At 63.6% G+C, this 24444-nt stretch carries 20 protein-coding genes and 1 pseudogene; 9 read left to right on the top strand and 12 right to left on the bottom strand.

The window, feature by feature from the left end; translation table 11 throughout:
* Window positions 1-69 precede the first annotated feature (69 nt).
* Complete coding sequence (gene pgi, locus PHAMO_RS14365; RefSeq protein WP_002730344.1) at window positions 70-1716, top strand: glucose-6-phosphate isomerase; 1647 nt, start codon at window positions 70-72, stop codon at window positions 1714-1716.
* A gap of 68 nt (window positions 1717-1784) precedes the next feature.
* On the opposite strand, the gene PHAMO_RS14360 is transcribed toward pgi, so the two are convergent.
* The 12 genes and pseudogenes from PHAMO_RS14360 to PHAMO_RS14305 all read right to left on the bottom strand — a co-directional run bounded on the left by PHAMO_RS14360 (window position 1785) and on the right by PHAMO_RS14305 (window position 18771).
* Entirely contained in the window at window positions 1785-3152 is a 1368-nt protein-coding gene (locus tag PHAMO_RS14360) for a DNA recombination protein RmuC (protein ID WP_002730343.1), read from the bottom strand.
* 333 nt (window positions 3153-3485) lie between these two features.
* Window positions 3486-4895 carry a dihydrolipoyl dehydrogenase gene (gene lpdA, locus PHAMO_RS14355; RefSeq protein ID WP_002730342.1) on the bottom strand — a complete coding sequence of 470 codons (1410 nt, stop codon included), beginning with the start codon at window positions 4893-4895 and terminating at the stop codon, window positions 3486-3488.
* Window positions 4896-4900: 5 nt separating this feature from the next.
* On the bottom strand, window positions 4901-6073 hold the full coding sequence (gene odhB, locus PHAMO_RS14350) for a 2-oxoglutarate dehydrogenase complex dihydrolipoyllysine-residue succinyltransferase (RefSeq protein WP_002730341.1): 1173 nt from the start codon (window positions 6071-6073) through the stop codon (window positions 4901-4903).
* A gap of 36 nt (window positions 6074-6109) precedes the next feature.
* Window positions 6110-9043 carry a 2-oxoglutarate dehydrogenase E1 component gene (locus tag PHAMO_RS14345; RefSeq protein WP_040567314.1) on the bottom strand — a complete coding sequence of 978 codons (2934 nt, stop codon included), beginning with the start codon at window positions 9041-9043 and terminating at the stop codon, window positions 6110-6112.
* A 152-nt stretch (window positions 9044-9195) separates the two neighbouring features.
* Window positions 9196-10071, bottom strand: coding sequence for a succinate--CoA ligase subunit alpha (sucD, locus tag PHAMO_RS14340; protein WP_002730338.1), 876 nt, complete (start codon window positions 10069-10071; stop codon window positions 9196-9198).
* 2 nt (window positions 10072-10073) lie between these two features.
* Window positions 10074-11279 (bottom strand): annotated as a pseudogene (gene sucC, locus PHAMO_RS14335) (ADP-forming succinate--CoA ligase subunit beta); the annotation flags it as partial.
* 14 nt (window positions 11280-11293) lie between these two features.
* The gene (gene mdh / locus PHAMO_RS14330; protein WP_002730335.1) at window positions 11294-12253 is read right to left on the bottom strand and encodes a malate dehydrogenase; all 960 of its coding nucleotides are present in this window, start codon (window positions 12251-12253) and stop codon (window positions 11294-11296) included.
* A gap of 265 nt (window positions 12254-12518) precedes the next feature.
* Window positions 12519-13649 (bottom strand): cell division protein ZapE, encoded by a 1131-nt coding sequence (gene zapE, locus PHAMO_RS14325; RefSeq protein WP_002730334.1) that lies wholly within the window; start codon window positions 13647-13649, stop codon window positions 12519-12521.
* Window positions 13646-15802 (bottom strand): NAD-dependent DNA ligase LigA, encoded by a 2157-nt coding sequence (gene ligA, locus PHAMO_RS14320; protein WP_002730332.1) that lies wholly within the window; start codon window positions 15800-15802, stop codon window positions 13646-13648. Before ligA ends, zapE begins: the two co-directional genes overlap by 4 nt.
* A 63-nt stretch (window positions 15803-15865) precedes the next feature.
* Window positions 15866-16753: a prephenate/arogenate dehydrogenase family protein gene (locus PHAMO_RS14315; protein ID WP_002730331.1), complete on the bottom strand. Its 888-nt coding sequence runs from the start codon at window positions 16751-16753 to the stop codon at window positions 15866-15868.
* Complete coding sequence (hisC, locus tag PHAMO_RS14310) at window positions 16750-17823, bottom strand: histidinol-phosphate transaminase (protein ID WP_235720855.1); 1074 nt, start codon at window positions 17821-17823, stop codon at window positions 16750-16752. The genes PHAMO_RS14315 and hisC overlap by 4 nt, the downstream gene beginning before the upstream one ends.
* A gap of 72 nt (window positions 17824-17895) precedes the next feature.
* Window positions 17896-18771 carry a chorismate mutase gene (locus PHAMO_RS14305; RefSeq protein ID WP_002730328.1) on the bottom strand — a complete coding sequence of 292 codons (876 nt, stop codon included), beginning with the start codon at window positions 18769-18771 and terminating at the stop codon, window positions 17896-17898.
* A gap of 163 nt (window positions 18772-18934) precedes the next feature.
* Between PHAMO_RS14305 and metX the strand changes: the two genes are divergently transcribed.
* From metX to PHAMO_RS14265, 8 genes are all read left to right on the top strand, one after another.
* Window positions 18935-20128 carry a homoserine O-acetyltransferase MetX gene (gene metX / locus PHAMO_RS14300; protein ID WP_040567383.1) on the top strand — a complete coding sequence of 398 codons (1194 nt, stop codon included), beginning with the start codon at window positions 18935-18937 and terminating at the stop codon, window positions 20126-20128.
* A complete protein-coding gene (gene metW, locus PHAMO_RS14295) occupies window positions 20125-20751 on the top strand; it encodes a methionine biosynthesis protein MetW (RefSeq protein ID WP_002730326.1) in 627 nt (208 codons plus the stop codon). The genes metX and metW overlap by 4 nt, the downstream gene beginning before the upstream one ends.
* Window positions 20752-20753: 2 nt before the next feature.
* Window positions 20754-21206 (top strand): cobalamin biosynthesis protein, encoded by a 453-nt coding sequence (locus tag PHAMO_RS14290; protein ID WP_002730325.1) that lies wholly within the window; start codon window positions 20754-20756, stop codon window positions 21204-21206.
* The gene (locus PHAMO_RS14285) at window positions 21203-22171 is read left to right on the top strand and encodes a glycosyltransferase family 2 protein (RefSeq protein WP_002730323.1); all 969 of its coding nucleotides are present in this window, start codon (window positions 21203-21205) and stop codon (window positions 22169-22171) included. The genes PHAMO_RS14290 and PHAMO_RS14285 overlap by 4 nt, the downstream gene beginning before the upstream one ends.
* A gap of 75 nt (window positions 22172-22246) precedes the next feature.
* Window positions 22247-23248 (top strand): NAD(P)H-dependent glycerol-3-phosphate dehydrogenase, encoded by a 1002-nt coding sequence (locus PHAMO_RS14280; RefSeq protein ID WP_002730322.1) that lies wholly within the window; start codon window positions 22247-22249, stop codon window positions 23246-23248.
* A 2-nt stretch (window positions 23249-23250) separates the two neighbouring features.
* Window positions 23251-23748 (top strand): PHB depolymerase family esterase, encoded by a 498-nt coding sequence (locus PHAMO_RS14275; RefSeq protein WP_002730321.1) that lies wholly within the window; start codon window positions 23251-23253, stop codon window positions 23746-23748.
* 94 nt (window positions 23749-23842) lie between these two features.
* Window positions 23843-24136, top strand: coding sequence for an integration host factor subunit beta (ihfB, locus tag PHAMO_RS14270; RefSeq protein WP_002730320.1), 294 nt, complete (start codon window positions 23843-23845; stop codon window positions 24134-24136).
* The gene (locus PHAMO_RS14265) at window positions 24133-24429 is read left to right on the top strand and encodes an ABC transporter permease family protein (RefSeq protein WP_002730318.1); all 297 of its coding nucleotides are present in this window, start codon (window positions 24133-24135) and stop codon (window positions 24427-24429) included. The genes ihfB and PHAMO_RS14265 overlap by 4 nt, the downstream gene beginning before the upstream one ends.
* Window positions 24430-24444: the final 15 nt, after the last annotated feature.

Here is a 24444-nt window from a genome sequence, read left to right as displayed (position 1 = left end):
AATCGGGCGACAGCGACGCCGAACCGGAGTACAGTCCGCCCCGGTTGAACGCTCGTAGGGAGAGACGTCGTGACCCACCCCACCACACTTCCGGCCTGGCAGGCTCTGACGGAAAAAGCGGACCCCAAGGCCCTCCCGTCGATGCGCGAGCTGTTCGCCACCGACCCGGATCGGTTCGCCACCTTCTCCCTTCGCCTCGACGATCTGCTGCTTGATTATTCGAAGAACCGAATTGATCGGGAAACCCGTGCCCTGCTGCTCGACCTCGCCCGGCAAGCCGGGGTGGAGGCCGCACGCGAGGCGATGTTCGGCGGGGAACCGATCAATCTGACCGAACACCGCTCGGTGCTGCATGTCGCGCTACGCAACCGCTCCGACCGGCCAGTCCGGGTCGGCGGGACTGACGTGATGCCCGAAATCCGGGCGGTGCTGGCGCGGATGAAGACATTCTCCGAGCGGGTTCGCAGCGGCGCCTGGCGCGGAGCCACCGGCAAGCCGATTCGCGATGTCGTCAATATCGGCATCGGCGGTTCGGACCTTGGACCGGCGATGGTGGCCGATGCGTTAAAATCCTATCAGCGCCCCGATCTGGCGGTGCACTTCCTGTCGAACGTCGATGGCACCCACGCCGCAGAGATCCTGAAGCTGTGCGCCCCCGAGACGACGTTGTTCATCGTCGCCTCGAAGACATTCACCACCCAGGAAACGCTAGCCAACGCCCGCACCGCCCGCGACTGGCTGGTCTCGGCGCTGGGCGAGGCGGCGGTCGAGCATCATTTCGTCGCGCTATCGACCAATGCCAAGGCCGTCGCCGCCTTTGGGATCGACACCGCCAACATGTTCGAGTTCTGGGATTGGGTTGGCGGGCGCTATTCACTGTGGTCGGCGATCGGCCTGTCGATTGCGGTGGCGATCGGCTTCGACCGCTTCGAGGAGATGCTCGGCGGCGCCTATGCGATGGACGAGCATTTCCGCACCGCGCCGCTTGAGGCCAACATGCCGGTGCTGCTGGCTCTGGTTGGGGTGTGGAACGCCAACTTCCTGGGAGCCGAAGCGATCGCGATCCTGCCTTACGATCAGTATCTGCACCGCTTGCCCGCCTATCTCCAGCAACTCGACATGGAAAGCAACGGCAAATCGACCAGCCGCGACGGTCACCCGGTAACGTGGTCAACTGGACCCGTCCTGTTCGGCGAGCCGGGCACCAACGGCCAGCACGCTTTCTACCAGTTGATCCACCAAGGCAGCCGCTTGGTTCCATGCGATTTCCTCGCCTCGGCGGAAACGCACAATCCGCTGGGGAATCACCATCTGCTGCTGCTATCGAACGTGCTGGCCCAGGCCGAGGCGCTGATGCGCGGCAAGACCGAGGACGAGGCCCGCGCCGAACTGACCAAAGCCGGGCTGTCCGGGGCCGAGTTGGAAGCCCAGCTTCCCCATCGGCTGTTCCCCGGCAACCGCCCCAGCAACACCTTGCTTTATCGCAGCCTCGACCCCCGCACGCTGGGGATGCTTCTGGCCCTGTACGAGCACAAGGTGTTCGTCCAGGGCGTGATCTGGGACATCAACAGCTTTGATCAATGGGGCGTCGAACTGGGCAAAGCGCTGGCCAAGGCGATTTTACCCGAACTGTCAGGCGATACGCCGGTTACCCCGCACGATTCCTCGACGGCCGGACTGATCGCAACAATCCGCACTCTCAGAACGGGGGGATAGAACGGAGGCGCTTTTCCTCCACCCTATCCCTGATCACGACGATCCGTTCCGATCAGTCCAGCTTGGCGCTACGCCTCGCCTGGATCGTCGAATGTCAGCAAGGCCGCGAGGCCGCTATCCGGGGCGGCCTCGACCGAGCGAAGCTGGCGGTCGATCGCGCGCTTCCTGACCGCGACGTCATCAATTGTCTTCGACGCTTCCTGAAGCTTCTTCTGCACCTTATCCAGCACCTCGCCATACTTGCCGAACTCGGTTTTAACCGCGCCCAGGATCTCCCATACCTCGCTGGAACGCTTTTCGATCGCCATGGTGCGGAATCCCATCTGCACCGCGTTAAGGATAGCCCCCAGCGTGGTTGGACCGGCGGCGACAACCTTATAATCGCGCTGGATCAGATCGATCAGGCCAGGACGGCGCAGGACTTCCGCATACAAACCCTCGGTCGGCAGAAACAGGATCGCGAAGTCAGTGGTGACGGGCGGATTAATGTATTTGTTGCGGATTTCACGGGCACAGACCTTAACCCGTGCTTCCAGGGCGCGGGCAGCGGCCTCGACCGCCTCGGGATCGGCGCGTTCAACCGCAAGCTGAAGCCGTTCGTAATCCTCGTTGGGGAATTTCGAATCGATCGGCAACAAGACTTCGGGTTCGTCATCGCCCTTTCCCGGCAGTCGGATCGCGTAATCGACTCGCTCGGCCGAGCCTTTGCAACAATTAGCCTCGCGCATGAACTGGTCCTGGCGAAAAATCTGCTCCAGAAGTGCGCCCAGTTGGACTTCGCCCCAGGTGCCCCGCGTCTTGACGTTGGTCAGCACCCGCTTCAGATCGCCGACACCGCTGGCCAGGGTCTGCATCTCGCCCAGCCCCTTATGCACCTGCTCCAGCCGGTCGCTGACCAGCTTAAACGATTCGCCCAGTCGCTTTTCCAGCGTCCCCTGAAGCTTTTCATCGACGGTCTGGCGCATCTGTTCCAGCTTGGCGGCATTGTCGCCGCGCACACGGTCGAGCTGTTCCGAAACGGTGCGGGTCTGTTCGGTGACCGCCTTAGAGACGGTATCGAGACGTTCGCGCAGGGTTGCCGCCAGCCCGTCGCCGACCTGCTTCAGTCCCGCCCCCACTTCTTCCCGCAACGCCCGCCCCTGCGCCGCCTGATCCGAGCGCGCCTCTGCCAACTTTTGTTCGATCAGCAGGCGCAGATCGGTATGAGTGCGCTCGGCGGCAGCACGGGCCTCGGCCTGGAAGGCACGAATCTGGCCGCCGATTTCCTCCCGACCCAGCCGGGCTTGAGCCGCGAAATCCTCACGCAGACTGCGTTCGATCCAGTCCAGCCGATTGTCCGATGCCCCCTCGCCACCGCGCCGCGCCGTCCACAACACGGCAACCAAAGTGACAAGGGACGCCCCGGCAGAGATGGCGGCGGCGATTTCGACGATCATGGCGGTGGGTCCGTTCGCGGGATCAAAAAATGTGTTGCAGATGCATCAAATAAGAATTAGTCTATTTACATAGAGACGAACGGGAAGTTTCAGTCCACCCTGCTCCCCGAACGTCTCGCCCACTCCGCCATCCCCCCTGGCGGAAAAGGCACCTCGATCCGCGCGCCCCGCAGCCCCCCCTTGCGACGCGCGAATCGACCAGGGCGGCGAGGAACTGCATTTCGGATTGCCGGTTCCTCGCCGGCCCTCAAATCTTCCACAGATCGATTGCCGGTTTGATGTCGTCTTGTTCCGTTGTCGGGACAAGGGGCCATATTCGGCCCCTTGTCGTCGTCAAACGTGAAGAGCTCGCCCGTTGGCGGCCAGCGCCGCCTCCTTGACCGTTTCGGACAAGGTGGGATGGGCGTGGCATGTCCGGGCGATGTCTTCGGCTGCCGCGCCGAACTCAATCGCCAGAACAATTTCGGCGATCAGATCGCCCGCATTGGGGCCGATGATGTGGGCGCCCAACACCTGATCGGTGGCAGCATCGGCGAGAATCTTCACGAAACCATCGGTGTCGTTCATCGAGCGGGCGCGGCCGTTGGCGAGGAAAGGGAACTTGCCGACCGTATAGGCGGTTCCGGCCTCCTTCAACTGCTCCTCGGTGCGGCCGACCGATGCGACTTCCGGCCACGTATAGACCACCGAGGGGATCGCCTCATAATTGACGTGACCGTGCTGACCGGCAAGAATTTCGGCCAGGGCAACGCCTTCATCCTCGGCCTTGTGCGCCAACATCGCACCTCCGACGACATCGCCGATGGCATAGACGCCAGGGACATTGGTGCGGAACGAGCCATCGATCTTGACGAAACCGCGAGCGGTTCGTTCGATCCCGACCGTCTCCAGCCCCAGTCCCTCGACGAAGGGACGGCGGCCGATCGCGACCAGCACCACGTCGGCATCCAGGGTCTCGGCCGCGCCTCCGGCGGCAGGCTCCAGCGTCAGAACCGCGCCGTCACCCTTGCGCTCACCCGCCAGCACCTTGGTCGCCAGCTTGAAGCTCATCCCCTGTTGGCCGAGCAGGCGGGTCATCGTCTTTGACACGTCAAGGTCGTGGAACGGCAGGATGCGGTCGAGATATTCGACCACAGTCACCTCGGCCCCCAACCGGCCCCACACGGTGCCAAGTTCCAGACCGATCACGCCACCACCGATCACCACCAGCCGTTTGGGGACGTTGGGCAGGGCCAGGGCACCGGTGGAGGAGACGAACACCTCTTCATCAATGGTAAGCCCCGGCAACGGAGTCACCTCGGACCCGGTCGCCAACACGATCGCCCGTGCGGTCAGGGTCGAGACGGCTCCATCCGGCGCGGTCACCGTCACCCGACCGTCCCCGGCCAGCGACCCGGCCCCGAGGATACGGGCGATCTTGTTCTTCTTGAGCAGGAAATCGATGCCCTTAGTGTTGTCGGCAACCACCTTGTCCTTATGGGCCATCATCGCGGGCAGATCGAGTTCGACCCCCGCGACCTTGACGCCAAAGGCTCCCAACCCATGGGCAGCGGTGTGATAATGGTGCGAGGCCGTTAACAACGCTTTTGACGGAATGCAGCCGACATTAAGACAGGTGCCACCCAGCGTCGGACGCTTTTCGACAATGGCGACCGACAGGCCCAATTGCGCGGCGCGGATCGCGGCGACATAGCCGCCCGGACCGCCACCGATAACAACAAGATCGAAGGAAGAATCGGACATCGGTTCTAGACCTCCAGCAGCAGACGCGAGGGATCTTCGATCCCGTCCTTGACCCGGACTAGGAACGATACGGCCTCGCGGCCGTCGATGATGCGGTGGTCGTAAGACAGAGCCAAATACATCATCGGGCGGGCGGCGATGCTGCCATCCGGCATCACCATCGGCCGCTGCTGCACCTTGTGCATGCCCAGGATCGCCGATTGCGGCGGGTTAAGGATCGGGGTGCTCATCAGCGAGCCATAGACCCCACCGTTGGAGATGGTGAAGGTGCCGCCGCTAAGGTCTTCCATCGTCAACTTGCCGTCGCGGGCCTTCTTGCCCAGCCCGGCGATGGTCTGCTCGATCCCGGCGAAGGACAACTGATCGGCTCCGCGCACCACCGGCACCACCAGCCCCTGGGGCGTACCGACGGCAACGCCGATATCGTAATATTTCTTATAGATCAATTCGTCGCCCGCGATCTCGGCATTGACCGCCGGCCATTCCTTCAACGCGGCGACACAAGCCTTGACGAAGAAGGACATGAACCCAAGCTTGGTTCCGTGTTTCTTCTCGAACGCGTCCTTGTACTGATTGCGCAGATCGAACAGCGCGGTCATATCCACCTCGTTGAAGGTGGTCAGCATCGCGGCGGTATTCTGCGCATCCTTCAGACGCTCGGCGATCCGCTTGCGCAGACGGGTCATCTTCACCCGTTCCTCACGCCCGCCCAAATCGGCGGCCGGAGCAGCGGCAGGCGTAGGAACCGGCGCGGCCAGCGCCGACAGCACGTCCCCCTTGGTCACCCGACCGTCCTTGCCGGTCCCGGCCAGAGCGGCGGGATCGAGACCGCCATCGGCGGCAATCTTCTTGGCCGAGGGCATCACCGCCGGAGCAGCAGGCGCGGTAGCGGCAGCCGGGGCCGCCACGGGCTTGGACGCCGGAATGATCGGCTGGGTTCCCGCCTCGCCGATCAGCCCCAACACAGCACCAACACCAACGGTCGCTCCGCTGGCAACGATGATCTCGGTCAGAACGCCGGAGGCCGGAGACGGCACCTCGACGGTCACCTTATCAGTTTCCAATTCGACCAGAGATTCGTCGGCGCGAACGGTCTCGCCGACCGCCTTGAACCATTTGGCGACGGTGGCCTCGGTGACGGATTCGCCCAGCGTGGGAACCTTGATTTCGGTCGACATGGCGGTGCTTCCCTTGATCCTATTGTCTTTTATTTTCTATGCGTGCAGCCGCGACAATTTGGTGGCGCGGCGGAACGGCTGGAACAAATCGCTCTGATCGCCGACCAGAGCTTTCTCGATGATCGCCTGCTGTTCGGCGACGTGAGTCTTGTACAAACCGCTGGCGGGCGAGGCCGCCGCCTTGCGGCCGCAATAGACCGCCCGCTTCGCCTTGAGGTCGAGTTCCTCGCAAATGAATTCGATGCGGCGATCGACAAAAGTCCACGGCCCCATATTGGCCGGCTCTTCCTGAACCCACAGCAATTCGGCGTTGGGGTAACGCGCCAACTGATGCTTGATCGCATCCTTGGGCCAGGGATAGAGCTGCTCGACCCGAATGATCGCGACATCGTTGAGATTGCGACGAGTCCGTTCCTCCAGCAGGTCATAATAGACCTTGCCGGAGCAAAGCAGCACCCGGCGGATCTTGGCATCGGCGATCAAATGGGCGGTCTCGGCCAACACCCGATAGAACCGGGTTCCGGCCTGGAACTCGTCCAGATTGGAGACGCACAGCTTGTGCCGCAGCAACGATTTCGGCGTCATGATGACCAGCGGCTTGCGGTAATTGCGGCGCAACTGGCGGCGCAAGGCGTGGAAGTAATTGGCCGGGGTCGAGACGTTACAGACCAGCCAATTGTCTTCGGCCGAAAGCTGAAGATAACGCTCCCACCGCGCCGAACTATGTTCCGGCCCCTGGCCTTCATAGCCGTGCGGCAACAGCAGCACCAAACCGGACATCCGCAGCCACTTCGACTCGCCCGAGGAAATGAACTGGTCGATGATGACCTGAGCGCCGTTGGCGAAATCGCCGAACTGGCCTTCCCACATCACCAGCGAATTCGGCTCGACCTGGGAATAGCCGTATTCGAACGCCAGCACCGCTTCTTCCGACAGAGGGCTGTCGATCACCTCGAACCGGGCCTGATCCTCACGCAACAGATTCAGCGGTTCGAACCGGGCCTCGGTCTCCTGATCGACCAGACGGCAATGACGCTGCGAGAAGGTGCCGCGTCCGCAATCCTGACCGGATAGCCGCACCGGATTACCCTCGACCAGCAACGTGCCAAAGGCCAGCGCCTCAGCGGTCGCCCAATCGATCCCGGCCCCGGACTCGATCATCTCGCGCTTGGCGTCAAGCTGGCGCAAGACCTTGCGGTTGACGGCGAACCCCTCGGGCACCCGAGCCAGCCCCAGGCCAACCTCACGCAGCAGGTCGATCGGAACGCCGGTCTTTTCCTCGCGGAATTCCTCTTCGTCGGCAAGCTGGACGATGCCCTGCCACTTGCCTTCGAGCCAGTCGGCCTTGTTGACCTTGAACGATTTCGACGCCTGGAACTCGCGTTCCAGCAGCGCCTGGAAATCGGCGGAAACGGCCTCAACCTCCTCGGCGGTCATGACCCCCTCGGCGACCAGCTTGGCACCGTAAATCGCTCGCGTCGTCGGATGACCGGCGATCTTGCGGTACATCAGCGGCTGGGTAAAGCCGGGTTCATCCGCTTCGTTATGGCCTTGGCGGCGATAACATTGCATGTCGATCACGACGTCGCTTTTGAATTCCTGACGGAATTCGATAGCGATCCGGGCGACATGCACCACCGCTTCGGGATCGTCGGCATTGACGTGGAACACCGGAGCCTGGAAGCCCTTCGCCACATCCGAGCAATATGGGCCGGAACGCGAATATTGCGGCGCGGTAGTAAAGCCGATCTGATTATTAATGATGATGTGCAGCGTGCCGCCGGTGGCGTACCCCTTCAACTGCGACAACAGGAAGGTTTCCGGCACGATCCCCTGACCGGCAAAGGCGGCATCGCCGTGCAGGATGATGCCCAACACGCTGGTCCGCTCGGTATCGCCGCGATGGGTCTGCTTGGCGCGAACCTTGCCGACCACCACTGGCCCGACGACTTCAAGATGCGACGGGTTGGGCACCAGCGACAGGTGCACCACCTTGCCGTCGAAATCGCGATCGCCCGAAGTGCCCAGATGGTATTTGACGTCGCCCGATCCCTGAACGTCCTCGGGATGGGCGGCATTGCCCTGAAATTCCGAGAAGATCGCCTGATACGGCTTCTTCAGGAAGTTGGCCAGCACGTTCAGACGTCCGCGGTGGGCCATTCCCATCACCACGTCATTAAGACCAAGCTGGCTGCCGCGCTTCAGGATTTGTTCCAGCGCCGGAATGACTGTTTCGCCGCCTTCCAGCCCGAACCGCTTGGTCCCGGTATATTTCAGTTGCAGGAAGCGTTCGAACCCCTCGGCCTCGGTCAGGCGTTCCAAAATCGCCTGCTTGCCACGCGGGGTGAAGTCGGTTCGGTTGTGAATCGATTCGATGCGTTTTTGAATCCAGGCCTTCTGATCGGGATCCTGGATATGCATGAACTCAACGCCGATGCGGGCGCAGTAAGTATCACGCAGAACCTGCATGATCTTGCGCAGGCTGGCAGATTCAAGCCCCAACACATTGTCGATGAAGATCTCGCGGTCGAGATCGGCATCGGTGAAGCCGTAGGTCCGGTAGTCAAGCTCGGGATGCTGTTCCTGCGCGGTCAGCCCCAACGGGTCCAGCTCGGCCTGGAGATGGCCGCGCACCCGGTACGAGCGAATCAACATCAGGGCGCGGATCGAATCCAGCTGGGCCTGACGGATCGCCGCCGGATCGGACGCCGTGGCGGCGGCCTTGGCGTCTTTCTTCGCGGGCGGCGCATCGGGATCGGCGGCACCGATCACCTTCAAGTCGCGACGAAGCGCGCCCTGTCCCTTGAAGTCTCCCGCCAGTGCGCCGGGATCATCGTGCAATTCATGGAAAAAGCGGACCCAGGACGGGTCAACCGAGGCCGGATCGTCAAGATAGCGACCATACAACTCGGCGATAAAAACGGCGTTGCCGCCGCTCAGAAAGGACATTTCCTCGGAGTGCCTGGTCATCCTGGGAATCAACGCGGGGATCGCCCGCGCCCCTTTCACGTTTGGGCGGAGCGGCGCCGCCGGGACGCCACCCTGGCCTGCGTCTCGAACCATCGGCATTGCCGATAGGCCCCGGTCCGACATTCCGACGTCGCCGGACCGGGGGAGCGGGATCAGCCCTTCAGAAGAGCCAGCATCGTCGAACCCAACGCCGCCGGAGATTCGGCAACGGCGATTCCAGCCGAACGCATGGCCTCGATCTTGAAGTCGGCCGTGTCGTTACCGCCCGAGATCACCGCACCGGCATGACCCATGCGGCGGCCCGGAGGTGCGGTACGACCGGCGATGAAGCCGACGGTCGGCTTCTTGATCTTCGAGTCGCGCAGCAATTCGGCACCCTTGACCTCGGCATCGCCGCCGATTTCGCCGATCATGATGATCGCCTCGGTCTCGGGATCGTCCAGGAACATTTCCAGGCTATCGACGAAGTTGGTGCCGTTGATCGGATCGCCACCGATACCGATGCAGGTGGTCTGGCCCAGACCGGCAGCCGTGGTCTGCGCCACCGCTTCATAGGTCAGGGTGCCCGAACGCGACACGATGCCAACCTTGCCGCGGCGATGGATATGACCGGGCATGATGCCGATCTTGCACTCGCCGGGGGTGATGACGCCGGGGCAGTTCGGCCCGATCAGCCGGGTCTTCGACCCAACCAGGGCGCGCTTGACCGCCAGCATGTCGGCGACCGGAATGCCCTCGGTGATGCAGACGGCCAATTCGATCTCGGCGTCGATCGCCTCAAGGATGGCGTCGGCGGCGAACGGCGGCGGCACATAGATCACGGTGGCATTGCAGCCGGTGCGGGCCTTGGCCTCGGCGACGGTGTTGAACACCGGGAGGTCAAGGTGCGAGGTGCCGCCCTTGCCCGGAGTGACGCCACCGACCATCTTGGTGCCGTAGGCGATCGCCTGCTCGGAATGGAAGGTGCCCTGAGCGCCGGTAAAGCCCTGGCAGATCACCTTGGTCTCGGAATTAACGAGAACGGCCATGATTACGCAGCCTCCTTCACGGCCTTGACCACCTTTTCGGCGGCATCCGCCAGATTGTCGGCGGCGATGATGGGCAGACCGCTCTGGGCCATGATCTTCTTGCCCAGTTCGACGTTGGTGCCCTCAAGCCGGACCACCAACGGCACGTTGAGGCTGACCTCACGCGCGGCGGCGATAACGCCCTCGGCGATAACGTCGCACCGCATGATGCCGCCGAAGATGTTGACCAGGATGCCTTCGACGTTGGGATCGGACAGGATCAGCTTGAACGCGGTGGTAACGCGCTCCTTGGTCGCCCCGCCGCCGACATCAAGGAAGTTGGCGGGCGAGCCGCCATACAGCTTGATGATATCCATCGTCGCCATCGCCAGACCGGCACCGTTGACCATGCAGCCGATCGAGCCGTCCAGCTTGATGTAATTGAGCGAGTGGCGAGCCGCTTCGAGTTCGGCCGGATCTTCCTCGGCCTCGTCGCGCAGTTCCTCGACTTCCTTGTGACGGAACAGAGCGTTGTCGTCGAAGTTGATCTTGGCGTCGAGCGCGATCACGTCGCCGTCACCCGAGACGACCAGCGGGTTGATCTCGGCGATCGACATATCGAGATCGACGAACGCCTTGTACAGGGCGCCGATGAACTTGACGGCGGAATTGACCTGCTTGCCCTCAAGACCCAGGCTGAAGGCGATCTGACGGCCGTGATAGGCCTGAAAGCCCTGGACCGGATCGATCGCGACCTTGGTGATCTTTTCCGGGTGGGTGGCGGCGACCTCTTCGATCTCCATGCCGCCCTCGGTCGAGGCCATGATGGTAATCCGCGAGGTGGCGCGGTCGATCAGCATGCCGAGATACAGCTCGCGCTTAATGTCACAGCCCTGCTCGACATAGACGCGCTTGACCTCGCGACCGGCCGGGCCGGTCTGGGCGGTGACCAGCACCTTGCCCATGATCGCGTTGACGGTCTCTTCGACTTCCTTAATCGACTTGACGACCCGGACACCGCCCTTGCCCGAGCTGTCGCCCAGGAAATGGCCCTTGCCGCGACCGCCAGCGTGAATCTGGGCCTTAACCACCCAGACCGGGCCGCCCAAGGTTTCGGCAACCTGTCCGGCTTCGGCGGGGGTGTAAGCCACCCCCCCCTTCAGCACGGCGACGCCGTACCGGGCCAGCAATTGCTTGGCTTGGTACTCGTGGATATTCATTCGCGTTTGCTCCCTGTGTTTTTTTAGCCGATCAGGCCTTTAGCGACCGTGACCAGTCCCCGCACTGCGTCGGCGGACTTATTGAATGCAGTCTGCTCCTCGGCATCGAGGGCGATCTCAACCACCCGCTCGACGCCACCCTCGCCCAGCACCACCGGCACGCCGACGAACACGTCGTCGGGCTGGCCGTAAATACCGGCCTTCACCAGGGTCGCGACGGGCATAACCCGCTTCTTGTCCTTCAGATACGATTCGGCCATCGCCACCGCCGACGCGGCGGGAGCATAGAAGGCCGAACCCGTCTTCAGCAGATTGACGATCTCGGCACCGCCATCACGGGTGCGCTGCACGATCTTGTCGAGGCGCTCCTGAGTGGTCCAGCCCATCTTAACGAGGTCGGGCAGCGGAATACCGGCAACGGTGGAATAGCGAACCAGCGGGACCATCGTGTCGCCGTGGCCACCCAGAACGAACGCGGTGACATCTTCGACCGAGACGTTGAACTCTTCGGCCAGGAAGGTGCGGAAGCGAGCGGAATCCAGCACGCCGGCCATGCCGACGATCCGGTTGGCGGGCACGCCGGAGAAATGCTGCAACGCCCACACCATCACGTCGAGCGGATTGGTGATGCAGATGACGAACGCATCGGGGCAGTTTTCGCGGATGCCTTCGCCGACGGCCTTCATCACCTTGAGGTTGATGCCGACCAGATCGTCGCGGCTCATCCCCGGCTTGCGCGCGACACCGGCGGTGACGATCACCACGTCGGCACCCTTGATCGCGGCATAGTCGTTGGCGCCGGTATAGCGGACATCGACACCCTCGACCGGAGTCGATTCCTGGATGTCCAGCCCCTTGCCCTGCGGCACGCCCTCGACGACGTCAAACAGGACGACGTCGCCCAGTTCCTTCAGGCCGATCAGATGGGCGAGCGTGCCGCCGATATTGCCGGACCCTACGAGAGCGATCTTCTTGCGAGCCATGATGGGAAATTCCCTCGAACGTGGTAACAAATTGCTCTGACGGGTGGGCGCAAAACAGCCGCCGCAATCACCGTCGGTCGGCTTTGGTACCCGGTTTTCAGCCCAAGGGCAAGGACATTGCCGACGGGACAACACCTACGAAATATCGTTCATTCCAGCGCGCTTGCAGCAAACAGGTCCGCAATCACTAGACCCATTCGAACATACCCTACCCGGAGGGGTTTTCGCCACCCTAAAGGATGGGGCGGAATCCAGCGGAATCGCTTTATTCCCGTGCGATCCATCCCTCGCTCTGCATCTCGATCAAGCGGGACACCGTGCGTTGGAATTCGAACGCACCGACGCCTTCGGGATACAGGTGTTCCGGCTGCGCGGCGGCGGAACAGATCAGGGTGACGCGGCGCTCGTACAACGCATCGACCAGGGTGACGAAACGCCGGGCCTTGTCGGCATTGGCGGGCGACAGGATCGGGATGTCGGACAGAATCAGGGTGTGATAACGCCCCGCCAGCTCCAGGTAATCCGACGGCCCCAACGCGGCACCGCACAATTGGGCAAAGGAAAAGCGGGCGACGCCGACGGCCGCCAGCGGTACCCGAACCGGATGGCCGTTGACCTCGAAGGTGTGAGGAATCGCGACAACGCCTTCGGTCAAGCGGGCAAAAGCCAGCTCCAGCGCCGATTCGGCGGCCTCGTCATTAGGAGAGTGGAAGACGCGCAGACCGCGTTTGCGTCCCAAGCGGTAGTCGCGCTCGGATTTCAGTTCGAGGATTTCGAACCTTTGCTCGATCAGAGCGATGAAGGGCAGGAAGCGGTCGCGCTGCAACCCGTCTTTATAAAGGTCCGATGGTGGCCGGTTCGAGGTGATCACCATCACCACGCCCTCATCGAGCATGCATTGGAACAACCGGCCGACGATCATCGCATCGCCGATATCGGTGACCTGCAACTCATCCAGGCACAGCAACCACGCCTCGGCAGCAACGGCGCGGGCCAATTTGGGGATCGGGTCAGCGTCGCGGCGGCTGGGAGCCTGACGCCAGCGGTGGATCTCGACATGGAGATCGCGCATGAATTCGTGGAAGTGAACGCGCTTCTTTCCGGGGATGGTGGCTGTCTCGAAGAACAGGTCCATCAGCATCGACTTGCCGCGTCCGACCTCGCCGAAGATATAGATGCCCTGGTAGGGGCGGGAGCGGTCGCCGCCCAGCAAAGACCGCCCTCGTCGAAGACCGAACCGAGCCAACCAGCCGGTTCCGGCCAAAGCCGGGCGATAGCCGGTCAAGGCCAGATGAAGCTCATGCAGCTTCTCGATCGCGACGGCCTGAGCGATGTCGGGTTTGATCGCGCCCGCGTTCACCCGCTCGCGGTAGGCGGTGAGCGGACCGCCGCTCATGCGTCCGAAACGGGGGCCGGACGACCGGCGTGAGCGGGGCGGGATGCGCCGCACAAAGCCAGCCATTCCTCTTCGGACAACAGCGCAAGACCAAGATCGCGGGCGGCGGTTGCCTTCGACCCGGCATCGGCGCCGACGACGACGAAATCTGTCTTACGGGTCACCCGTCCAACCACCTTGGCCCCCATCGATTCGGCACGCGCCTTCGCTTCGTCGCGGGTCATCCGGGTCAGGGTGCCGGTGAAGACCAGGGTTCGCCCCGACAGCGGCGAATCCGCCGCCTCGATCTTACGGGCCGGATCGATCCCGCCCCCCAACGCCGCCATCGCCGCGATCAAATCGTCCAGCGCGACCAGATTATGATCCTCGGCAAAGAAATCAGCCAGATCCTTGGCCACCGATGGGCCGATATCTTCGATCGAGGTCAGCTCGGCGCGGGCTTCCTCGTCGCCTTCGCGGATCTGGACCATCGCCGTCCGCCACTGCTCCAGCGTGCCGTAATGACGGGCCAGACGGCGGGCGGTAGCCTCGCCAATCTGGCGGATGCCCAGCGCGAAAATAAAGCGTTCCAGCCCGATCTGGGCACGGGAGCGAATCGAGGCGAACAGCTTGTCGGCCGACTTCTTGCCCCAACCGTCGAAATTCTCCAGCCGGGTCAGCGATGCGCTGTCGGCCACTTCCAGCCGGAAGATATCGGCGGGCTTACGGACCAAGCCGCGCTCCCACAGGAATTCGACGTTCTTTTCCCCCAGCCCCTCGATATCGAAGGCGGTGCGGGCAGCGAAGTGACGCAGGCGTTCCTTGGCCTGGGCGTCGCAGGTCAACCCACCGACACACCGGCGCACCACCTCGCCCGTCGGCCGTTCGGCATGCGCGCCGCAAACCGGACAGACGGAGGGAAACACGAACGGTTCGGTTCCCTCGGGCCGCAGCCCCTCGATCACGCCCACCACCTGGGGGATCACGTCACCGGCGCGCTGGACGATCACCATGTCGCCGACGCGAACGTCCTTGCGGACAACCTCATCCTCGTTATGGAGGGTGGCGCGGGCGACAACGACGCCGCCGACATTGACCGGAGCCAGAATTGCCACCGGGGTCAGCGCACCAGTGCGACCAACCTGAATCTCGATCCGCTCCAGCCGGGTGGTGGCCTGCTCGGCGGGGAATTTGTGGGCGATTGCCCAGCGCGGCGAGCGGCTGACCATCCCCAGGCGACGTTGCAGGTCGATATCGTCAACCTTATAGACAACGCCGTCGATATCGTAATCCAGCTTGGCGCGATGCTCGGCCAGCACCTGGAAGAAAGCCATCAGTTCGGCAACCGTGCCGCACGGGCTGACCAGCGGATTGACCTTGAAGCCCCACGCCTTCAGTTGCGAGAGAAGGCCCCAATGGCTGGAGGCGAAGGGTTCGGACGCATCGCCGACCGCGTAGGCAAACAGGCTGAGACGCCGACCTGCGGTCACCGACGGATCAAGCTGACGCAACGATCCGGCGGCGGCATTGCGCGGATTGGCAAACGGCTTGTCCCCGGACTCTTCCTGACGACGGTTAAGGTCGAGGAAATCCGCCTTCGCCATATAGACCTCGCCCCGAATCTCGATCGAGGCGGGGGCGTCGGCGGGCAACTCGCGCGGCAATTGGTCCGTGTCGAGGGTCAGGATGTTGGCGGTAACATCCTCGCCCTCGGTACCGTCGCCACGGGTCGCGGCCTGAACCAGCCGCCCGCCCTCGTAGCGGAGATTGATCGACAGACCGTCGATTTTCGGCTCGGCGACGAAGCCCAGCGCCTCCTCGGGCGTGAAGCCGAGAAAGCGGCGAACCTTCTGGACGAAATCGGCGACATCGCTTTCGGAGAAAGCGTTGTCGAGCGACAGCATCGGCGTGCGGTGCACCACCTTGCCAAAGCCCTCGGCCCCCCGTGCGCCGACTCGCCGCGACGGGCTGTCGGGACGGATCAGATCGGGAAAGCGCGCCTCGATCGCGGCATTGCGCCGAACCAGGGCGTCATACGCGCCGTCGTCGATCAGCGGCGATGCCAGAACGTGATAGGCATTGTCATGACGGGCGATTTCGTGGGCCAGACGGTCCAGTTCGATCGCCGCATCGTGCGGAGTGAGGGTATCGAGATTAAAATCGGTGCCGGTCATGCCAGTGCGCTTCACGTTGCGTAAGGAGGGAACCCCCCCGGCGGCTGACGGCCCGCGCCGCCCTCACGCCTGACGGGCATCGATAATGGCCCGGCGGATCGCGCGGGTCTCGGTGAATTTTTGCTGCAAGGTCTCGCCCTCGCCCCAGCGGATCGCCCGCTGCAACGCGGTCAGATCCTCGGTGAAGCGCTGGATGACTTCCAGCACCGCCTCGCGATTGCTGAGGAAGACGTCGCGCCACATCACGGGATCGGACGCGGCGATGCGGGTGAAATCGCGAAAACCCGAGGCCGAGAACTTGATGACCTCGTGCTGAAGATGGCCTTCGAGATCGCTCGCGGTGCCGACGATGGTATAGGCGATCAGATGCGGCAGATGCGAGGTGATCGCCAGCACCTTATCGTGATGCTGCGGGTCCATGATCTCGACATCCGAGCCGATCCGCCGCCACATCTCGGACAGACGCTCCAGCGCCGCCTCGTCGGTCCCGGGCACCGGAGTCAAAATCTGCCAACGCCCGACGAACAGCCCGTCAACGGCGCTGGACGGACCGGAATGCTCGGTGCCCGCGATGGGATGGCCGGGAATAAAGTGCACCCCGTCGGGGATATGCGGCCCCAGGTCGCGCACCACCGCCTGCTTGACCGAGCCGGTATCGGTGACAATGGTTCCCGCGGTCAGATGCGGGCCGATCACGGCACCGACCTGCTCCATCGCTCCCACCGGAACGCCGACCACCACCAACCCCGCACCGGGAACGGCGCGGGCGGGGTCGTCGGTAGCCTCGTCAACCAGCCCCATCTCCAGGGCAACGCGACGAGCCTCGGGGTCAATCTCCAACGCCACCAGGCGCCGGGCCAAGCCGTTCCGACGCAGTGCCACCGCCAGAGACGCACAGATATGACCGATCCCGACCAGACAAACGGTATCGAAGGATGACTCGTCGGTCATCCTTCTGCCTCGCCGGCAAGGAACGTGGCCAGGGTCTCCGCCACCGCCTGGGTTTCCTCGGCATTACCGATGGTGATACGCAGGCTGTCGGGCAGGCCATAGCTGGCCATCGCCCGGACGATGATACCATTGCGACGCAGATAGGCATCGGCGGCAGCGGCATCGCGCCCGGCCTCGTGCGGGAAGTGGACGAGGAGGAAGTTCGCCACACTGGGCACCACGGTCAGGCCAAGTTCGGTCAGCCGGTCAGCCAACCAGGAACGCCATGCCTCGTTGTGGGACTTGGCACGGGCATAGTGCTCGGTGTCGTTGAAGGCAGCCAGACCGGCAATCAGCGCCGACGACGAAACATTGAACGGGCCGCGCACCCGGTTCAGCACGTCCGCGATCGAGTCGGGGCAATAGGCCCAGCCCAGGCGCAGGCCGCCCAGGGCATAGATCTTCGAGAAGGTGCGGCAGACCACGGTATTCTCGCCAGCCTCGACCAGTTCCTTGCCGCAGGAATAATCCTCGGCCGAAACGAACTCGGAATAAGCGGCGTCGATGACCAGCAGAACATGATCGGGCAGACCGGCACGCAGCCGCGCCACCTCGTCCTTCGGCAGATAGGTGCCGGTCGGATTGTTGGGATTGGCGAGATAAACGATCTTGGTACGCGGTGTTACCGCCGCCAGCAGATTATCAACGCTGGCGGTCAGATCGACCTCGGCCGCCTTGACCGGGGTGGCGCCGCTGACCTTGGCGGCAATCGCGTACATCAGGAAGCCGTGCTCGGATTGCAGCACCTCGTCGCCCGGCCCGGCATAGGCCCGGCACAACAGGCCCAGCAATTCGTCCGAACCGGCACCACAGACGATCCGATCCGCCGCGAAGCCGAAGCGGGCGGCGATAGCGGCACGCAATTCAGTAGCTCCACCATCGGGATAGCGGTGGATTTCGGGAGCCAGCGCCGCGAGCGCCTCCATCGCCTTGGGACTCGGCCCCAGGGCACCCTCGTTCGAGGATAATTTGATGACGCGGCTAACACCCTCAAGGGCGGATTCGCCACCGACATAGGGACGGACATCCATGATGCCGGGACGGGGCGCGGGAGCGGACACGGGCGGAAACTCCTAGGTTACGGCACGAAATAGCTCTTTAGCTCAGGGAATGCTTTCGGGGGGAAGAGGCGTGGCGTAGCCGCCGATCACCGAAACGTGAGCCACCGGCTCGCGCTGGGCGGCCAGCCGCGCCAAACGGGGATCGCCAACGGCGACGTGCCCTTGAATCTCGATCAGATGCAGCCAGGCGTCGCCGCGACGGCAAATTGCCAGCAACCCGGCCGATTCCAGCCCTCCCGCCGCCATGGCGGCGCGCAGACGGTCGCGGCTGACGTCGGGGCCGGTCTCCAGCACGACCAAGGTGCGGTCGTCGCCGGTATCGTCATGATCGCGGCACGCAATCACCAGCGCCTGAGGCAACTCGGCCACACCGGAAGAAAGCGGCGGCGAGACGAACGGCAGACGGGCGACGACGCGGGGGGCTTCTCCGCTGCCGACGGCCAGACTGGCCCACCACGGCTCAGGCTCGTCAGCCATCTCGATTCCGGCGGGCATCGACACCAATCCGGCCGAAGCCTCGCTATCGGCAACGGCGCGCACCACCTGACCGGCAGTTCGACAAGCCTGGAGCGGCACCACGACACCGAAATGATTGCGGGCCAGTTCGATGAAATCGGGACCGCGCCCGGAAGACTGGACCGCGACGGCGAAGGGGGCCTGGATCGCCAGCAGCGCACCGATCATTTCGCGCCAGATCCGAACCAGAGCCATGCGCGGGAATTGCCCGCGATGACGGGCGAGCAGACGGCGCAAAATCTCGGCTTCGCGTCCGGGGCGAAGCACCGTAATCGTTTCGCCCTTCGCATTGGCGATCCGTTCGACCAGCGCGGAACGCTGGATCAACAAATCGTGAATCGACTCGTCGATACTGTCGATTTCACGGCGAAGGGAGTCGAGGCTGGTACTGTCCTGGGTCATGGCAAAGCGATGATCGAAATCCTGTTCAAGGGGAATAGGTTTAGTGCCCCCGCGCTTGGAAATCAAAGAAAACATTGACTCTGGGGGATGGCGAACCTAGCTAGGACATGATGATATGCCCTGTTCGTTGCCCGCCTCCGCGCGAAAAATGATAAGCAACCTGATGAGCGCAGCAGATACACCCCCTTCCGCCGATCCGGCCCTAAGTCCCGACCACCGTGTCGAACTGGGGCTTGACCGCCCGATCCGTCTCGATTGCGGTGTCGAGTTGGGACCAGTGACCGTCGCCTACCGCACCTACGGCCACCTTAACGCCGACCGTTCCAATGCCATTCTGATCTGCCATGCGCTTACCGGCGACCACCATGTCGCCGACCCGCATCCGATCACGGGGAAGCCGGGCTGGTGGGTCGATCTGGTCGGGCCGGGGCGGCTGCTCGACACCGACCGTTATTTCCTGATCTGCTCCAACGTCCTTGGCGGCTGCATGGGCACCACTGGCCCGGCCGAGATCGATCCAGCTACCGGCCGACCATGGGGACTGTCCTTTCCGGTCATCACCATCGGCGATATGGTCGAGGTCCAGGCCCGGCTGATCGACCATCTTGGCATCGACCAGTTGTTCTGCGTCATCGGCGGCTCGATGGGCGGAATGCAGGTTCTGGAATGGGCGCACAGCCATCCCGAGCGGGTGTTCGCGGCAATTCCGATCGCGTCCGCCGCCCGCCATTCCGCCCAGAACATCGCGTTCAACGAAGTTGGCCGTCAGGCGATCATGGCCGATCCCGACTGGTGCGACGGCGATTATCAAAGCCACGGCCTGCGGCCCAAGCGCGGGCTGGCGGTGGCGCGGATGGCCGCGCACATCACCTATCTGTCGGAACCGGCGCTGCACCAGAAATTTGGCCGCAACCTTCAGAACCGCGAGCACATCACCTACGGCTTCGATGCCGATTTCCAGGTCGAAAGCTATCTGCGCCATCAGGGATCGACGTTCGTCGATCGCTTCGACGCCAATTCCTACCTTTTCATCACGCGGGCGATGGATTATTTCGACCTAGCGGCAGAAAATGGCGGCGTGCTGGCCAACGCCTTTCGCGGCACCCGGACCCGCTTCTGCGTGGTGTCGTTCTCCAGCGACTGGCTGTTCCCCACCCCGGAAAGCCGCGCCGTTGTCCATGCCCTGAACGCGGTAGCGGCGAACGTCAGCTTTGTCGAGATCCTCTCGGACAAGGGACACGACGCCTTCCTGCTGGACGAACCGGAATTTCACGCCACCCTGGCCGGTTTCCTTGATGGCGCCGCCGCCCATCGAGGCTTGCCGCCGCCCACCGGACAAAGGCGGTACGGACGATGATGACCCTGGCGAATGGCCCGTTGCGCGTCGATCTGAAGCTGATCGCCGAGATGGTCGAGCCTGGTGCCCGCGTGCTTGACGTCGGTTGCGGCGAAGGGGCGCTGCTCGACTGGCTGGGGCGCAATCGCGGCGTTGACGGACGCGGAATCGAACTGTCGATGGAAGGCGTGTCGGCCGGGGTCGGCCACGGCCTGTCGGTGATTCAGGGCGACGCGGATACCGATCTGAAGGATTATCCCAGCGGCGCGTTCGATTACGTTATCCTCAGTCAGACCCTTCAGGCCACCCACGAACCGCGCAAAGTGTTGGAAAACATGCTGCGGATCGGGCGGCACGCCATCGTGTCCTTTCCCAATTTCGGCCATTGGCGGGTTCGCGCCCATTTGCTGTTCCGGGGAACGATGCCGGTCACCGATACCCTGACCTATCAGTGGTACGACACACCCAACATTCATTTTTGTACCATCCGCGACTTCCTCGGCCTGTGCGACGCGCTGAACGTGCGGGTCGATAAGGCGATCGCGCTCGATCGTGACGGCCGAGTGCTGCCGCTGCCCCGCGCTGCCGGAATCGCCAACCTGTTCGCCGATCAGGCTTTGTTTGTCTTGTCGCGAGAGACCTGACCGTGGCGGGAGGGTTGTGGCTGGGGATCGGCTGCCGCCCTGGCCCTGACCCAACCGCCCTGGCCCGGCTTGCCGCCGAAATGCTGGCGGCTCATGCGCTGTCGCCGCTGGCGCTGACCGGGCTGGCTAGTCTCGACCGCCGCAGGGACGAAGCGGCGCTGTGCGCTCTCGCCGCTGACCTGAACCTCCCCATTTGTTACTTCTCCGCCGAGCGATTGGAGCGTGAGACACCGCGCCTTCGCCATCCATCGGCCGCCGTGTTCGCCGCCACCGGCTGTCACGGCGTTGCCGAGGCCGCCGCACTGGCCGCCGCCGGTCCCGACGCGGAACTGGTGGTGCCCAAGGTCGCCGTCGCCGGGCGGATCACCTTTGCCATCGCTGGCTCGCGCGTTGCTCTGGACAGCAGTCGGTGCGATGCTGGATACAGCGAAGCAAGCGGCGGAAACCAGGAATGACGATCCAGAAAAACGACGACGCCTCCGCTCCGGTCTTGTCGGTAGTGATCCCGTGCTACAACGAAGGCGAAAATGTTCCGCTGCTGTTCGGACGGCTGATGCCAGCGTTGCACGGCCTCGGCGTCACGGTCGAAGTGATCTGCGTCAATGACGGGTCGAGCGACGACACGCTGGCCCGGCTGCTAGCAGTACAAAAGTCCGAACCGTCATTGCGGATCGTCGATCTGTCGCGCAATTTCGGCAAGGAAAAGGCGCTTTCGGCCGGTTTATTCCACAGCCGGGGCCAAGCGGTGGTGCCGATGGACGCCGACCTGCAACACCCCCCCGAGGTCATCGGGGAGATGTTGGCGAAATGGCGCGAGGGTTGGGATGTCGTGTTCGCCCGTCGCGACGCCCGCACCGGCCAAGGCATGAAAGAAAGGGCCTTCGCCCGTGCCTTCTATTGGGTGTTCGACCACCTGTCCGACGTGCGGCTCCCGCGTGAAGTCGGCGATTTCCGCCTGATGGATCGCCGGGTGATCGATACCATCAACGAGATGCCGGAACGCTCGCGTTTCATGAAGGGCATCTTTGCCTGGGTCGGCTTCAACCACACCGAGATCATCTATCACCAGGGCGAGCGCGCCGCCGGAACATCGAAATTCAGTTCGATCAAGCTGCTGCGTTTTGCCTTTGACGGCCTGACCTCGTTTTCGAACTTCCCGCTACGAGTCTGGGGAGTCATCGGGGCCGTCATCTCCTCATTGGCCTTCTTTTATATCCTGTTCCGCATCATCAGAACCCTGGTCTGGGGGATCGACGTGCCGGGCTATGAATCGATCCTGGTCTCGGTTCTGTTCCTGGGCGGGATGCAATTGCTGACACTCGGCATCATCGGCGATTATCTCGGCCGGGTGTTCGATGAGGTAAAGGGACGGCCGCTGTTCATTGTCCGCCGCCTTTACGAACATGACGGCCGGGAATAACGACGACGCCCGGCTTGCTCCGCCCGGATCGACAGGGTAAACCGGACAGCCTGGGCAGACGGGGGATAGATCAAAATGGGCGGTTTCAAGCGAATCGGAGTCATGGGGGGTGGAGCCTGGGGAACAGCGCTGGCCCTGACGGCCCGCCGCGCCGGATTATCGGTAACGCTGTGGGCGCGTGAGCCAGAAGTCGTCGATTCGGTCAATAACCGCCGAACCAACGACCTGTTCCTGCCGGGCGTGGCGCTGGACGGCGACATCCACGCCACCGCCGATCAGGCCGAAGCCGCCAGCGCCGACGCCGTTTTGCTGGTGACTCCGGCCCAGCATCTGCGCGCCGGGTGCCGCGCCCTGGCTCCGTTCTGGCGGCCGGGCACTCCGGCGGTGATCTGTTCCAAGGGAATCGAACTCTCGACCTACGCCCTGATGGAGCGGGTGGTAACGGAAGAATTGCCCGAAGCCACCGTCGCGGTGCTGTCCGGGCCGACGTTCGCCATCGAGGTCGCACGCGGCTTGCCGACCGCGGTCACCCTGGCCTGCGCCGATCCCGGCCTGGGACAGGCGCTGGTCGAGGCGCTGGGTACCCCCAGCTTCCGCCCCTATCTGTCCGACGATCCGGTCGGGGCCCAGATTGGCGGCGCGGTCAAGAACGTGCTGGCAATCGCCTGCGGCATCGTCGAAGGACGGGGGCTGGGCGACAACGCCCGCGCCGCCCTGATCACGCGGGGACTGGCCGAGATGACCCGGCTGGCGATGGCGCAAGGCGGACGGCGCGAGACCCTGATGGGACTCTCCGGTCTGGGCGACCTGATCCTGACGGCCTCGTCAACCCAGTCGCGCAACTATTCGCTGGGATTCGCCCTGGGGCAGGGGCAAACTTTGCAGCAGATCCTCGGCGGCCGCCATTCGGTCACCGAGGGTGTTCATTCCGCCGCTGCGGTTCTGGGCATGGCGGCGACGGCCGGAATCGAGATGCCGATTTGCGCCGCCATCGACGCCGTTCTCAATCACGGTGCCGATCTCGACGGAGCAATCCGCGCGTTGCTGGCCCGGCCCTTCCGTAGCGAAGGAGTGTGACGATGCGCCTCGGTACATCGGCAACACTGGTCTTGCTTGCAACGGCACTGGCCGGATGCGCCGAACCGACCGATGGACAGAAGATCGGCACCGTCACCGGAGCCGGGTTAGGAGCCGGAATCGGCCGCGCGGCAGCGATCGGAACCCGCTATCCCTGGGTTTTTGCCGGATCGGGGCTGGTCGCCGGCGCGGCGGTCGGTAACGCGATCGGCGAATACATGGACCCGCCTCCCAGCCGAATGTGGGCCGCCGCCACGATCGAAGCCGCCGAGACGGCCCGTCCCGGAGAGCCGGTGCCGTGGAGCCTGCGCGATCATCGCGGCCAGGTCACGATGATCGGAGCAGCCTGGACCGATTCCGGTGGCCGCGATTGCCGGACCCTGCGCCAACAGACCGGAGGCGACGACGGAACCCCACCCGCTTTCGTCCGCGACGTGGTCGCCTGCCGGGGTGGAGACGGCACCTGGGAAGTGGTGACACCCTCGGCTGACGAGAAGTAAAAACCTTTGGGCCTCAATGACTTGACTTGACGAGAACGGGGGGCTGGGGCATGCTTCTGCGAGATTGTCCGATTGCATGCGAGGACCTTGACCCATGACCAAGTCGGAGCTGATCGCCCGTTTGGCCGAGCGCAATCCCCACCTTTATCTTCGGGATGTCGAGCGCATCGTCACCACCATTTTCGACGAAATCGCCGACGCGCTGGCTCGGGGCGACCGGGTTGAGCTACGCGGCTTCGGGGCCTTTTCGGTCAAACGGCGCGACCCGCGCCAGGGCCGTAACCCCAGAACCGGCGAGGCCGTCTCGGTCGAGTCCAAGACCGTGCCGTTCTTCAAAACCGGCAAGCAATTGCGCGAGCGCCTCAATGTGGGCGGAGACGAGGAATGAACCGCCTGCTCGGTTGGTCCGTCGGTCTGCCGCTGGGCCTGCTGGTGGCTGTGTTCGCCATTTCGAACCGTACCGCAGTGCATCTGGAGCTGTGGCCGCTGCCGATCGATCCGATCGCGCTGCCCGCCTTTCTGGTCGTTCTGCTGCCCCTCGCCATCGGGCTGATTGGCGGCGTGACCCTGGCGTGGATCGCCGCCACCCCGGACCGCCGCCAATCCCGCGACAAATCCCGCCGGATCGAAAGCCTCGAACGCCAGCTCGGCGCGATCCGTGGCCGTCCTGACGGCGGCTGAGACACCTTTTCCTTC

Source organism: Magnetospirillum molischianum DSM 120, from assembly GCF_000294655.1.
GTDB classification, from domain to species: Bacteria; Pseudomonadota; Alphaproteobacteria; order Rhodospirillales; family Magnetospirillaceae; genus Phaeospirillum; species Phaeospirillum molischianum.
The sequence above is the reverse complement of the archived record's forward strand: the minus strand, read 5'-3'. Positions and strand labels throughout refer to the sequence as shown.